Below are 13435 nucleotides of genomic sequence, written 5' to 3' on the forward strand. Positions count from 1 at the left end.
GGTCGCGGGGATCAGCTCACCCACAACCTACGGTCAGGTAACAAGTCAGTGACGGCGGCACTCCGGATGGGGATTCCGGCGGGTCCATTGTGTTTACTGGTCCCCATGCACGGTCTCGCGGCGCTGCTGTTCCCGGCTGTACTCATGCTCTTCGCCATGGGCATGGACAAGGTCCAGTCCCGGATCGACCGCACGGCGGTCTCCCGCGACGAGGTCGAGGACTTCCTCGACTCGGCCGACGCCCAGAACGTCCAGACCCTCGCCCGCGAGGGGATGCCGGCCGCACTCGACGAGCTCCGCGACCGACGCGTCACGCGTCACGAATCGGCCGTCGCCGACCACGCCGCGTCGCCGCAGCGGGCCAGCTGATCGGTCACCGCGAGTCCGCCTCCACCTCGCACCGGACGCCACGTCGACACCTCGACGACGGGACACACGCGCAATGAGCTTTCAGTGACCCATCCAACACATATGCTTGTGCGCGGGGTAGCGTATCCAAGGGCGCGATCTGACGCGGGGCTGTAGCAAAGATTCGAGAAAGGTTCCCTAGGTGGAAGAAGTACTGGCGCGGGCGGGCATATTCCAGGGCGTCGAGCCCTCCGCCGTCGCGGCGCTGACCAAGCAGCTTCAGCCCGTCGACTTCCCTCGCGGACATGTGATCTTCCACGAAGGCGAGCCCGGGGATCGGCTCTACATCATCATGTCCGGCAAGGTGAAGGTCGGCCGCCGCTCCCCTGACGGACGCGAGAACCTGCTGACGATCATGGGACCGTCCGACATGTTCGGCGAGCTCTCCATCTTCGACCCCGGCCCGCGTACCTCGTCCGCGACGACCGTCACCGAGGTGCGTGCGGTGTCGATGGACCGCGACGCGCTCAAGGCGTGGATCAAGGACCGCCCGGAGATCGCCGAGCAGCTGCTGCGCGTCCTGGCACGCCGCTTGCGCCGCACCAACAACAACCTCGCCGACCTCATCTTCACCGATGTCCCCGGTCGCGTCGCCAAGCAGCTCCTGCAGCTCGCACAGCGCTTCGGAACCCAGGAGGGCGGCGCCCTGCGCGTCACCCACGACCTGACCCAGGAAGAGATCGCCCAGCTCGTCGGGGCGTCGCGCGAGACCGTCAACAAGGCGCTCGCCGACTTCGCCCAGCGCGGATGGCTGCGCCTCGAGGGCAAGAGCGTCCTCATCGCCGACTCCGAGCGTCTCGCGCGCCGCGCGCGCTGACCCTTCGAGACGCTCGCTACGCTCGCTCCTCAGGGAGCAGATGTAGGGCGCCGCGCTCGCTCCTCAGGGAACAAACAGCGAGGCACACCGACACGAACAGAAGGCCGCCGGCTCCACGAGCCGGCGGCCTTCGTCGTGGTCAGGCCTCGCGCAGGTACTCCAGCTGTGCTTTCACCGACATCCGGGCGGCGGGCCACAGCTTCTTGTCGACGTCGGCGTACACCTTGCGCACCACCTTCATCGGCTTCGCGTCCCGGGCCGAGACCCCCATCGTGTCGAGGGCGGCGACGATCTGGTCGATCCGCTCCTCGCGATGGGCTTTGTAGTACCGCGCGACGGGTCCGAGGTCGGGATGGTCCGGACCGTGCGCCGGGAGCAGCGCCGCCCCCTCCCCGTCGACGATGAGGCGGTTCAGCGAGTTCAGGTAATCGCGCAGCCCACCGTCGGCGGGATCGAGCACGGTCGTGCCACTCCCGAGGATCGTGTCGCCGGTCAGGACCGCGCGCTGCCCCTCGTGTTCGACGAGGAAGCTGACGGAGTCACCCGTGTGCCCGGGCGTGGACAACACCGTGATCCGCAGGCCCGCGGCCTCGATCACCTCACGGTCGCGCAGCGGTGTCCCGCCGCGACAGTACTTCTCGAGACGAGCGCGCACCGGAGCACCGGTGCGCTTGTGCAGACGCGACACCCCGCCGGTGTGATCGAAGTGCCGGTGGGTCACCAGCACCAGCGAGACCCCGGGCAGCTCGGCGAGGCGTCGGGCATGGTGCTTGTACTTCGGCGGCCCCGGGTCGACGACCACGCACTCGTCGCTTCCGGGCGCACGGAGCACATAGGTGTTCGTACCATCGAGTTCCATCATCCCGGAGTTGTCGCACAGCAAGACCGACGCGAAGGGGGTCACTTCGCGAAGCACCCCGTAGGCCGGGTGCGTCGGTGCGGCGTCATTCGGTGAGCTCATGGTCTCCGAGCCTATCGACTCGGCCCGGACGGCCGGGCGAAGCCCGACGATCCGACCACGCCGAGCCGAACGGCCCGATCAGTTCTCGCGGACCTGGGTGCCGTTCACGTGATGCTCGTCGGCGGATCCGTCGACCAACGTCGGCGCCACCTGATCCTGCAGACTCCGCAGGAGCGCGGCACCCTGGGTGATCACACCGGTCATGATCTCGTTGACCCCTTCGGCGCCGTTGTACACGGTGAGATTCGCGGTGCTGAGCCCCTTGGCGACCTCGCCGACGAGCGTGGGCAGGGCCTCGATGAGCTGCTGGTCGAGGGCGATCCGATTGTGCTGCGCGGCGGCCGCCGACTGGATCTCGACCGCCTTGGCCTCCGCCTCGGCGATGATCTGGCGGCGCAGCGCCTCGGCCTCGGCCGGTTTCACGACCTCCGAGATCAGTTCCTGCTCACGGAGTTCGGCCTGCGCCTGCGCGAGCACGGACTGTTCACGGATGACCTCCTGGTTGACGCGGGCTTGCGCGAGTGGACCGGCCTGGGCGGCTTCGGCATTGGCCTTGTCGGTCTCGGCCTTGATCGCGGCCCGCTTGATCGCCGTCTCCCGCTCGTAATCGGCCTGATTGCGCAGCGACTCCTGCTGCGCCTTGGCCGACTCCTGGTCTGCGCGAGCCCGTTCGACGGCGGCCTCGCGCTGCACCTTGGCGATGTTGGGAGCGGCAAGCGCATTGATGTAACCGGAGTCCATGTCGTCGATCGACTGGATCTGGAACGAGTCGACGACCAGGCCGATCGATCCCATCTCGCGCTTCGAGGCATCGAGCACCTGACGGGCCAGGGTGTCGCGTTCGCGGATGATCTGTTCGACGGTCATCGAGCCCACGATGGACCGCAGATGGCCCGAGAAGATCTGTCCGGTCAGCTGGTTCATCTCGTTCTCCTGCTCGGAGATGAACCGTTGTCCGGCATTCACGATCGACGCCACGTCGTTGCCGACCTTGTGGGCGATGACCGCCCGCACGTTCAGCTGGATGCCCTGCGTCGTCACGCACACCTCGCGAATCGTCGCCTCGTGCAATGCCATCGACAGGAAACGGACCTTCCGGAAGAAGGGCATGACCCATTTGCCGTGCCCCACCACCACGACGAACGGCGCGTTGTCGGCCTCGGATTTGGCGCCGGAGATCAGCATCGCCTCGTCGGGTTCGGGAACGTAGTAGCCGAGCATGGTCTCTCCTCGAGAGGCAGGCGGTAGGTGTCGACGTCAGATCCTGCCTCATCCGGGACGTTTCGACGATCGGTTGTTCACATGGTTCGGTCCGCCGTGCCCGGGACCGGCATCCACGGTTCGACGTCGACGATTCGGCCGGGCCGTTCGGCGATCACCAGTACGGGCGCGTCGAACCCGATCGGTTCGACGGCGCGTGCCAGGAACCTCTCGGTTCCGCCTGCCAACGGCAACTCGATCTCCCCGAGAACCTCACCGCCCGGTATCGACATCGTCACCGTTCCGGTACGCCCGACGAGATGCGACGCTGTCATCCGACGGCCTCCCCTGTGTTCCCGAGCAGTGTGTCGAACCCTAGGCCATCACGGTCCGACGCCGGTCGCGGACACCGTCGAGCACGACGTAGGCCGCGGTCACCACCGCGATCACCGCGGCACCGAGAACCAGCGCCGGGTATCCGAAGGCACCGACGACGATCCCGGCGAGCGCGCCCGCGGCCGCTCCGGCGAGACTCATCGAGGTATCCGAAACGCCCTGCGCCGGTGCACGTCGTGCGGTGTCCACACTGTCGGTGAGCAACGTCGACGCTGCGACCGTAGACGCCGACCATCCGATGCCGAGCAGGACCAGGGCCACGACGAGGCCGGTCTGCGACTCCGCGAAGACGAAGCCGACGACGCAACTGACGACGAGTACCGCCTGACCGCCGAGGATGACCGGGACTCGCCCCGCCCGGTCCGAGAGCAGTCCCATCACCGGTGCGAGCGCGTACATCCCGGCGATGTGCGCGCTGATCGACAGACCGACCAGGGTCACCGAGGCGCCGCCGTGATGCATGTGGACCGGCGTCAGCGCCATGACCCCGACCATGACCGCATGCGCCGACACCACCGCAGCCATCGCCGCGCGGGCCGGCGGTGTGTGCACGATCGCCGAGAACCCCTCGGCCAGCGACACTCTGGCACGCGATCCACCGGTCGCGCCGATCGCCACGACGAGGGGGTCGGGACGCAACCCGACGAAGAGCACGGCGGCGGCGCCGAAACACCCCGCGGCGCCGACGAGGAACGGACCCGACAGCTCGGTCATCGCGAACCACCCCGCGACGGTCGCACCGAGCGGGACGACCGCGGGTCCGATCACCGCGCCGACCATCGTCGTCCACACCACGAGTGAGAGATCGCGCCCCCGTGTTCCCGGCGACGACAGATCGGTCGCGGCGAACCGCGCCTGCAGACTCACCGCACTGCCCGACCCCAGTCCGGCCATGCCGATGAGCATCAGCACGAACCAACCGTGGTCGACCGCCACCGCCACGGTCAGGGTCCCGAATCCGGCGATCAGCAGACCGGTGGTCAACGCGGGACGACGACCGCGCCCGGCTGCCAGGGACGCCAGCGGGAGGCCCGCGGCAGCCGCACCGAGAGTGACCACAGTGGTCGGCAGACCGGCCAGCGAGTCCGTCCCCGACAGTTCCTCACCGAGGATCGCGCCGAGCGCCAGCGCCCCACCCATCGACAACCCGCCCAGGACCTGGGCCACACAGAGCAGCACGACGGTTCGCCGTTGCAGGGCGACAAGCGAACTCATGATCGCCGCCGACCCGCCCCGCTTCTCATCCGCAGCGCGTTGACCGTGCCGAGCACGCCCGCGGCCAACGGGATCACGAGTGCCACCTGGAGCGCGACCGGTCGCACCTCGGTGTTGATGCGGATGATCTCGTCGCGAACGTCCGCGGGCTGACCGGCCAGCAACTCGGTCAGCTGCGTGTTGCTCATCACCTGCGCGTCGTCGTCGAGTACTCGAGCCACCTGTTGCTGTTCCGCGGGTGCCAGGACCGCACTGGACTCCGCCTCGCGGACGAATCCGAAGGCGAGCGACGCCAGCAAGATCGCGCCTGCGCCCGCCAGACCGAAGGACAATCCGAATGACCCGGCCGCAGAGTTCGTCCCGGCGGCCTCGCTCACGCGTTCGTCGCTGATCGGCCCAAGCGTGTAGTCGTTCAGCTGCGAGACGAGCAGTCCCAGACCGGCACCCGCCACGATCAGCGGCACGATCAGACCCCAACCGAAATCCGCCCGCGGCACGATCGGGAGGAGGACGGCGACACCGAGCGTGAGCAGCCCGAAACCGGCGAGCACGATCGTCGACGGGGGCCGGGTGTGCGTCCGCCGCCCGGCGAGCAACGCGACCACGAACATGCTGAGCGACAAGGGTGCCAGTGACAGCCCGGCTTCCATGGCGTCGTACTCGAGGACCATCTGGAGATAGATCGGCAGCGAGATCATGATGCCGCCGAGTGCGATCTGCTGGAGTAGCTGCTGGCTGACGCCCAGACGAAACGGCCTCGAGCGGAACAGATCCGGGTCCAGGAGAGTGGGTCGGCCGGCGCGGCGCCGGCGAATCAACCACCAGGTGAGGCCGACCAGACCCGCGGCTCCGACCACGAGCAGGATGCCAACCGCCTCACCGCCCTCCTGCCAGACGAGGATCCCCAAGACGATCCCGCCCATCCCCAGCACCGACAGCAGCGCTCCGATCGGGTCGACTCCGCGCGGCCCGGTGTACGCGACATCGCGGACCAAACCGATTCCACACAACACGATTGCGATGATGACGACTTCGGCGACGAAGGCCAGGCGCCACGAGAGGTACGTCGTGATGAATCCGCCCAACAGCGGGCCGACCGCGGCCGCGATCGCCGCCGCGGCGCCCACGAGGGCGTACACCCGCTTCTGATCGTCGCCCTGGAAATTGCCGTGTACCAGCGACTGCATCGCGGGAAGGAGGAGCGACGCCCCGATCCCACCGATGATCGCCCAGAAGACGATGATCGTCGTGAGTCCCTGCGCGAGGGCCATGGCGGATGCGCCGACGGCGTAGGCCAGCAATCCGATGACGTACGCCCGCCGCCGGCCGATCAGATCGCCGACCTTGCCGCCGATCAGGATGAACGCCGCGGACACCAGTGCCTCCAGGGCGATCGCCGACTGCACCCCACTCACGGTCGTGTCGAGATCGCGAACCACCGCCGAGATCGACACGTTCATGAACGAGGTGTCCACGACCAGAACGAACATCGCCATCGCGAGCAGCAGCGCGAGCACCCGCTGCTTGCCCGACAGCGGAGCCGCGGTTTCCGAAGTCGCCGAATCGCCCATGGTGCACCGCCTCCACGACAGCCGCGTCACGGCCCGTCCGCCGCGGGCTCGACGAGGAGAGCATAGATCGGCCGGAGCCGTTCCACCCGCCTGTTGCGACGCCCGGCGGCGTTCACCCCGCGATGAGGTCGTACCCGAGCTTCCCCACCATCACCACGACGATGGCCAGCAGGACCCACCGCACGAACGAACTACCCCGTCCGATCGCCATGTGGGATCCGATCTGGGCGCCGATGACGTTGGCGACGGCCAACCCCAACCCCAACAGCCACAGGACATTTCCCTGCAGGCCGAATACCGTGAGCGCACCGAGGTTGGTGCCGGTGTTGACGACCTTCGCCATCGCCGAGCTCTCCAGAAAGCTGGTACCGACCAGCGCGGTCAGGCTGATGATCAGGAACGTGCCGGTCCCCGGTCCCATCACCCCGTCGTAGAAGGCGACGACGACGCCGGCCACCACGAGACCGGCGATCGTCGACACGCGCGAGCGCGGGCCCGCCGACGCGTCACCGCCGAAGCCCGGGTTGAGCGCGACGAACAGTCCGACGCACACCAGCATCACCAGCACGATCGGCGTGAAGATCTCGGTGGGCAGGGCCACGGCCACCGTTGCACCGAGCGCCGAGAAGAACAGCGCCGCGACGAAAACCGGGATCAGCCGACGAAGATCGACCCGGACATGACGCGTGTAGCGCCATGCCGCCGACGCGGTGCCGAACACCGCGGCGAGTTTGTTGGTCCCCAGGGCCGTCGCGGTGGGCAACCCCGGTTGAACGATCAACATCGCCGGGATCAGGACGAGTCCACCGCCGCCGACCACGGCGTCGACCCAGCCCGCCGCGGCGGCCGCGGCGATCAGGAGTGCGACGTCCAAGGCGGACGTCAGGCCACTTCGACGATCAGTTCCACCTCGACGCACGCACCGAGCGGCAGTTCGGCGACACCGACGGCAGAGCGGGCGTGCACCCCGGCGTCACCGAAGATCTCGCCGAGGACATCCGAGGCTCCGTTGATCACGCCGGGCTGACCGGTGAAACCGGGGGCGGACGCGACGAACCCGACGACCTTGATCACCCGCACGATCGAGTCGATCCCGACCAGCGCGTCGATCGCCGCCAGTGCGTTGAGCGCGCAGACCCGGGCTGCCGCAGTCGCATCCTCCGGTTGAACGATGCCCTCGGCGCCCTCGTGGACCTTGCCGCGCGCCGACAGCTCGCCGTCGACGACGGGCAGCTGACCCGAGGTGTAGACGAGGTTGCCGGTGCGCACCGCCGGGGTGTAGCTCGCCACCGGCGGCACCACGGACGGGAGCTCGATGCCCAGCTCGACGAGACGATCGGTCCACGTGGTCGCCATGGTCAGCCCTTCGGTCGCTTCAGGTACGCGACGTGCTGCTCGCCGGTCGGACCGGGCAGAACCGAAACCAGTTCCCAGCCATCGGCGCCCCACTGATCGAGGATCTGCTTCGTGGCGTGCGTCAGCAGCGGCACGGTCACGTATTCCCACGCGGTCACTTCACTCATGGACTCACCCTATCTGGCGACGGTGAATGGATAAGGTGTTGCCGTGGCCAATGAACAGGGCTCGCGATCCGGGTCGGGTGAGTCGCTCGATTCCGGCGTGACAGACGACGCTTCCGGCAGCGGTGCGACAGACGCTTCGTCCGTCGCGGGTGGGAACGAGTGGCCTGCGGCCGCCGCCCGCGCCCGCCTGCACTTCGTGTCCGGCAAAGGCGGCACCGGCAAGACCACGGTCGCGGCCGCGCTGGCGCTGGCGCTGGCCGCCGACGGCAAGAAGGTCCTCCTCGTCGAGACCGAGGGACGCCAGGGCATCGCGCAGGTCTTCGACATCCCGCCGTTGCCGCCGACCGACACCCGCATCGCGACGGCCGAGGGCGGCGGCGAGGTGTCCGCGCTGGCCATCGACATCGAGCATGCCCTGCTCGAGTACCTCGACATGTTCTACAACCTCGGCTTCGCCGGCCGCGCGATGAAGCGGATCGGTGCCATCGACTTCGTCACGACCGTCGCTCCCGGCCTTCGCGACGTGTTGCTCACCGGCAAGATCAAAGAGCGGATCATCCACACCGACAAGCAGGGCAACCGTGTGTACGACGCGGTGGTCGTGGATGCCCCGCCGACCGGACGCATCGGGAATTTCCTCGACGTCACGCAGGCGATGGCCGATCTCGCCAAGACCGGCCCGATCCGCAACCAGAGCGAAGGCGTGGTCCGGCTCCTGCATTCGGAGGAGACGATCATCCACCTCGTGACGCTCCTCGAGGCCATGCCGATCCAGGAGACCATCGAGGCCATCGACGAGCTCCGGGGCAAGAACCTCACTCTGGGCAGCCTCGTCATCAACCGCGTGAGCGCGCCCCATCTGCCCGCCGACGTGATCGACGAGATCGCCGAGGGCCGGATCGACGCGGGGCGAGTGGAGGACAGCCTGACCGCGGCCGGACTCAAGCTCGCCGACGGGGATCTGGCCGGCCTGCTCACCGAGACCATCGAGCACGCGACCCGGCTGCAGGCGCAGCAGATCGCCAAGGCGCAGCTCGACGAGGTCGAATTGCCGACGCTCGAACTCCCGTCCCTCGGCGACGGCGTCGACCTGGGATCCATCTACGAGCTGGCCAACCTCCTCCAGAAAGCGGGTGCGTGATGCCACTCGACCTCAAGATGGGCTCGGTGCTCACCGATCCGTCGACGCGCGTCGTGATCTGTTGTGGCGCGGGCGGAGTCGGCAAGACGACCACCGCGGCCGCGATGGCCATGTACGCCGCCGAGCAGGGCCGGACCGTGGCGGTGCTGACGATCGACCCGGCCAAGCGTCTGGCCCAGTCCCTCGGGATGTCCGAACTCACCAACGATCCGCAACCGGTGGCGATCGACGGCAAGGGCACGCTCGACGCGATGATGCTCGACATGCGACGCACCTTCGACGAGATGGTGCTCGAGTACTCCTCCCCCGAGCGGGCCGAGGCGATCATGGAGAACGCCTTCTATCAGACCGTGGCCTCGTCGTTCTCCGGCACGCAGGAGTACATGGCGATGGAGAAGCTCGGCAAGCTGCTGGAACAGGACCACTGGGATCTGATCGTCGTCGACACCCCGCCGTCGCGGAACGCGCTCGACTTCCTCGACGCGCCACAGCGACTGGGTTCGTTTCTCTCCGGCCGCCTGATGAAGGTGCTGGTCGGCGGCGGCCGCGGGGTCGGCCGCATGGTCACCGGCGCGATGAGCCTGGCCATGCGCGGTGTCGCGACGATCATCGGCGGCGACATGCTCCGCGACGTCGCGATGTTCGTGCAGTCGCTGGACTCGATGTTCGGCGGCTTCCAGGACCGTGCCGCGAAGACCTACGCCCTGCTCAAGCAGCCGGGCACCCAGTTCGCGGTCGTCGCCGCCGCGGAGGCCGACGCCCTGCGGGAGGCCGCGTTCTTCGTCGACCGCCTGTCCGAGGAGTCGATGCCGCTCGCCGGGTTGATCCTCAACCGGACCCATCCGAACCTGACGTCGATCCACGAGGAGGCCGCGTTGGTCGCCCTCGACTCGGTGACCGACGACCTCACCCGGGGAGTCCTCCGGATTCACGCCGATCGGGCGGCCACGGGGAAACGCGAACTCCATCTGCTGCAACGATTCACGGCGTCGCATCCGCGGGTACCGATCGTCGGGGTGCCGGCGCTGCCGTTCGAGGTCGCGGACGTGACCGCGCTGCGAGCGGTGGCCGAGCAGATCACCGGCCGCGGCTGATCACTGCTCCCCCTGAGTTCAGACCGCGTCGCGGTGGCGCCGACGCTGCGCGGCGAAGAACGCCGACCAGGATGTGACCTCGGGGTGCTGGCGGAGGAGTGCACGGCGCTGGCGTTCGGTCAATCCGCCCCACACGCCGAACTCGACACGGTTGTCGAGCGCGTCGGCGCCGCATTCGAGCTGCACCGGGCAGTGGCGGCAGATCGTGGCGGCTTTGCGCTGGGCCGCGCCTCGCACGAACAGATCGTCGGGGTCTCCCCCTCTACACCGCGCCTGAGCAACCCACGCCAAGCGATCCTCTTCGTTGGAAACTGCCGCTGTCGCCATCCGCCACCCCTACCTGTCGTATCTGCGTAGCTGCGAGAACGTCTCAACCTCGCTGCTCAAGCCACATTTGCAGCGAACTGTTAAGTGAGTCACATTCTGCACTCAATCTAGGGATCTGTGCTGGGGGGCGCAACCCCTGGAAGCAACAAAGTGGGACAACCGTGCAAACTCATCCGTTCGGACGGTCCGCGATCACCCTGTCGCGCGGACGCACCCCGCCGCCCCGGGAACTCCGGTCGACCCGGTCATCGTCGTCGCCGCGGGCGAGTGCAGGGAGGTGTTCGGGAAGAACGCACGTATCCTGTCGGGGTGATGTCGAAGAAACTGTGGTCGCTGGCGTGGGCGAGCCTGCTGGCCGGAGTTCTCGTCGCCGGTCTGCTCTATCCCGTGGCCAGCGGAATCGGGGTCGTCTCCAACCGAGCGGCGGCCGCGGTCGAGAACGTGTCCTCCGAACTCCTCAACGGCACGTTGCCAGAGGTCACCACGATGACCGATGTCGACGGGAAGCCGATCGCGGTGCTGTTCGACCAGTACCGCTATCAGGTGGGCTACAACGACATCTCGCCCGACATGATCCGCGCGATCATCTCGGTCGAGGACCGACGGTTCCTCGAACACGACGGCGTCGACTGGAAGGGCACCATCCGTGCCGCGCTGAAGAACTCGTCGTCGGGCGAGGTCCAGCAGGGTGCGTCGACCCTCGATCAGCAGTACATCAAGAACTACCAGCTCCTCGTGCTCGCCCGGACCGAGGCCGATCGCCAGGCCGCGGTGGAGACCACGCCCGCGCGCAAGCTCCGCGAGGTGCGGATGGCGCTGACCCTCGAGCAGACCCTCATCGATCAGGCCAAGCGCGACAAGGGACTCGACGACGCCGCTGCCAAGCAGGAGGCGAAGAAGCAGATCGTCACCCGGTACCTGAACGTGGTGCCGTTCGGCAACAACGCCTACGGCATCGAGGCCGCCGCGCAGACCTACTTCGGCATCCCCGCCAAGGACCTCCGGGTCGAGCAGGCCGCGCTGCTCGCCGGCATGGTCCAGTCCAGCTCCGCGCTGAACCCGTACTCCAACCCCGAGGCCTCCCTCGCCCGCCGGAACGTCGTGCTGGACACGATGATCGAGAACTTCCCGGAACGACGTGACGAGCTGATCGCGGCCAAGGAGAAGCCGCTCGGCGTGCTGCCGCGCCCGCAGACCCCGACGCAGGGATGCATCGCGGCGGACAACAACGGCTTCTTCTGCGACTACGCCCTGCAGTTCCTGGCCGAGAACGGCATGTCCCGCAACTCGGTCCTGCGCGGCGGCTACATCATCCAGACCACGCTCGACCCCGAGGTCCAGCGTTCCACCGTGCGGGCGGTCAAGGCACAGGCCAGCCCGACCGCCGACGGTGTCGCCGACGTGATGAGCACGCTGCGCCCCGGCAAGAAGTCGCACGACGTGCTGTCGATGGCGTCGAGCCGCGATTACGGCCTCGACCTCGGCGCCGGCGAGACGATGCAACCCCAGCCGTTCTCGATGGTCGGCGACGGCGCCGGCTCGGTGTTCAAGATCTTCACCGTCGCCGCCGCGATGGAGAAGGGTCTCGGCGCGGGATCCAACATCCCCGTCCCCGGCTCCATCGCCGTGGAGGGCATGGGCAACAGCGGTGGGGCCAACGGTTGTCCCGTCAACGCCTACTGCGTCAAGAACGACGGCCGGTATCCGGCCTCGATGTCGGTGACCAACGCCCTGGCGCAGTCGCCGAACACCGCGTTCGTGAAGCTGCTCCAGCAGGTCGGCGTCAAGCCTGCGGTCGACATGGCCGTTCGCCTGGGCCTGCGCTCGTACACCATCCCCGGATCGTCGGGTTACGGCGAGAAGAGCATGGCCCAGTACGTCAAGGACGGGAACTTCGGCTCCTTCACCCTCGGCCCCCTACCGCTCAACGGTCTCGAGCTCGCCAATGTCGCCGCGACCATCGCGTCGGGCGGCACGTGGTGCCCGCCGAACCCGATCAGGGCGATCAGCCGGATCAAGCGGGACCAGTACGGCAACCCGGTCATCGGACCGGACGGCCAGCGCGCCCTGACCGCGGTCCCGTTCACCCCTCCCCCGTGTGAGCAGGTCGTGGACGAGGGACTCGCGCACACCCTCGCCAACGCGATGAGCAAGGACGACGTGGGCGGCGGCACCGCGGCCGGTGCGGCCGGCTCGGCGGGCTGGACCCTGCCGATGTCGGGCAAGACCGGTACCACCGAGGCGCACCGCTCGTCGGCGTTCGTGGGCTTCACCAACCAGATCGCCGGTGCCGCATACGTCTACAGCGACGGCCCCAACCCGCAGGGCGTGTGCAGCAGCCCGCTGCGGTCCTGCTACGACGGCGACCTCTACGGCGGTATGGAACCCGCGCGCACGTGGTTCCAGGCCGTCAAGCCGGTAGCGACGAAGTTCGGTCCCGTCAACCTGCCCCCGGTCGATCGGGAGTACTGGAACGGGAGCGATCGAGGGCGCATCCCGCAGGTCAGCGGCCTCCCTGCGAGCGAGGCCACGTCGCGCTTGCAAGGCGCCGGATTCAAGGTCAGCGAACTCGACGTCGACAGCGGACGTCCGCAGGGCACCGTGGTCTTCACCGCGCCGTCCGACTCGGCCATGCCCGGCAGCACCGTGACGATCTACGTCAGCAACGGCCGCCGTGCCGGTGGCGACGACGGCGGTCCCACCGAGACGACGGTCGTCGTGCCCGGCGTCGGACCGGTGGTGATCCAGCTCCCGGGCTGATCGCGATCGGACGGTCGACGAC

14 protein-coding genes are annotated in these 13435 nt (G+C 68.1%); 5 read left to right on the forward strand and 9 right to left on the reverse strand.

Annotated elements, in window-relative coordinates; all coding sequences use genetic code 11:
- Positions 1-105 precede the first annotated feature (105 nt).
- Both ABIC25_RS10980 and ABIC25_RS10985 read left to right on the forward strand, forming a co-directional pair.
- Positions 106-369, forward strand: a complete 264-nt coding sequence (locus ABIC25_RS10980; RefSeq protein WP_004022090.1) for a hypothetical protein — start codon at positions 106-108, stop codon at positions 367-369.
- Positions 370-550: 181 nt separating this feature from the next.
- Complete coding sequence (locus tag ABIC25_RS10985) at positions 551-1225, forward strand: Crp/Fnr family transcriptional regulator (RefSeq protein WP_004022089.1); 675 nt, start codon at positions 551-553, stop codon at positions 1223-1225.
- 139 nt (positions 1226-1364) lie between these two features.
- Here the strand turns inward: ABIC25_RS10985 and ABIC25_RS10990 are convergent, their stop codons facing one another.
- The 8 genes from ABIC25_RS10990 to sp36 form a co-directional block, all read right to left on the reverse strand.
- Positions 1365-2186, reverse strand: coding sequence for an MBL fold metallo-hydrolase (locus ABIC25_RS10990; protein ID WP_239401946.1), 822 nt, complete (start codon positions 2184-2186; stop codon positions 1365-1367).
- A 78-nt stretch (positions 2187-2264) separates the two neighbouring features.
- Positions 2265-3407, reverse strand: coding sequence for a flotillin family protein (locus tag ABIC25_RS10995; RefSeq protein WP_239401948.1), 1143 nt, complete (start codon positions 3405-3407; stop codon positions 2265-2267).
- Positions 3408-3484: 77 nt separating this feature from the next.
- The gene (locus ABIC25_RS11000) at positions 3485-3721 is read right to left on the reverse strand and encodes an NfeD C-terminal domain-containing protein (RefSeq protein WP_354561411.1); all 237 of its coding nucleotides are present in this window, start codon (positions 3719-3721) and stop codon (positions 3485-3487) included.
- Between the two features lie 40 nt (positions 3722-3761).
- The gene (locus tag ABIC25_RS11005; protein WP_239401950.1) at positions 3762-4997 is read right to left on the reverse strand and encodes an MFS transporter; all 1236 of its coding nucleotides are present in this window, start codon (positions 4995-4997) and stop codon (positions 3762-3764) included.
- Positions 4994-6568, reverse strand: a complete 1575-nt coding sequence (locus ABIC25_RS11010; protein ID WP_354561412.1) for an MFS transporter — start codon at positions 6566-6568, stop codon at positions 4994-4996. Before ABIC25_RS11010 ends, ABIC25_RS11005 begins: the two co-directional genes overlap by 4 nt.
- A gap of 112 nt (positions 6569-6680) precedes the next feature.
- Positions 6681-7442, reverse strand: a complete 762-nt coding sequence (locus ABIC25_RS11015; RefSeq protein WP_239401954.1) for a TSUP family transporter — start codon at positions 7440-7442, stop codon at positions 6681-6683.
- An 8-nt stretch (positions 7443-7450) separates the two neighbouring features.
- Positions 7451-7924, reverse strand: a complete 474-nt coding sequence (locus ABIC25_RS11020) for a RidA family protein (protein WP_101821005.1) — start codon at positions 7922-7924, stop codon at positions 7451-7453.
- A 2-nt stretch (positions 7925-7926) separates the two neighbouring features.
- Positions 7927-8091, reverse strand: coding sequence for a Sp36 family protein (gene sp36 / locus ABIC25_RS11025; protein WP_004022081.1), 165 nt, complete (start codon positions 8089-8091; stop codon positions 7927-7929).
- Between the two features lie 43 nt (positions 8092-8134).
- Between sp36 and bagA the strand changes: the two genes are divergently transcribed.
- Positions 8135-9232: an ATPase BagA gene (gene bagA / locus ABIC25_RS11030; RefSeq protein ID WP_004022080.1), complete on the forward strand. Its 1098-nt coding sequence runs from the start codon at positions 8135-8137 to the stop codon at positions 9230-9232.
- Positions 9232-10326 carry an ArsA family ATPase gene (bagB, locus tag ABIC25_RS11035; RefSeq protein ID WP_004022079.1) on the forward strand — a complete coding sequence of 365 codons (1095 nt, stop codon included), beginning with the start codon at positions 9232-9234 and terminating at the stop codon, positions 10324-10326. Before bagA ends, bagB begins: the two co-directional genes overlap by 1 nt.
- Positions 10327-10344: 18 nt before the next feature.
- Here bagB and ABIC25_RS11040 read toward each other — a convergent pair whose 3' ends face one another.
- A complete protein-coding gene (locus ABIC25_RS11040) occupies positions 10345-10653 on the reverse strand; it encodes a WhiB family transcriptional regulator (RefSeq protein ID WP_004022078.1) in 309 nt (102 codons plus the stop codon).
- Positions 10654-10965: 312 nt separating this feature from the next.
- On the opposite strand from ABIC25_RS11040, the gene ABIC25_RS11045 reads away from it, so the two are divergent.
- Complete coding sequence (locus ABIC25_RS11045) at positions 10966-13413, forward strand: penicillin-binding protein (protein WP_239402179.1); 2448 nt, start codon at positions 10966-10968, stop codon at positions 13411-13413.
- Positions 13414-13435 lie beyond the last annotated feature (22 nt).

The organism is Gordonia sp. PvP123, assembly GCF_040547295.1.
In the GTDB taxonomy this organism is placed as follows: domain Bacteria; phylum Actinomycetota; class Actinomycetes; order Mycobacteriales; family Mycobacteriaceae; genus Gordonia; species Gordonia terrae.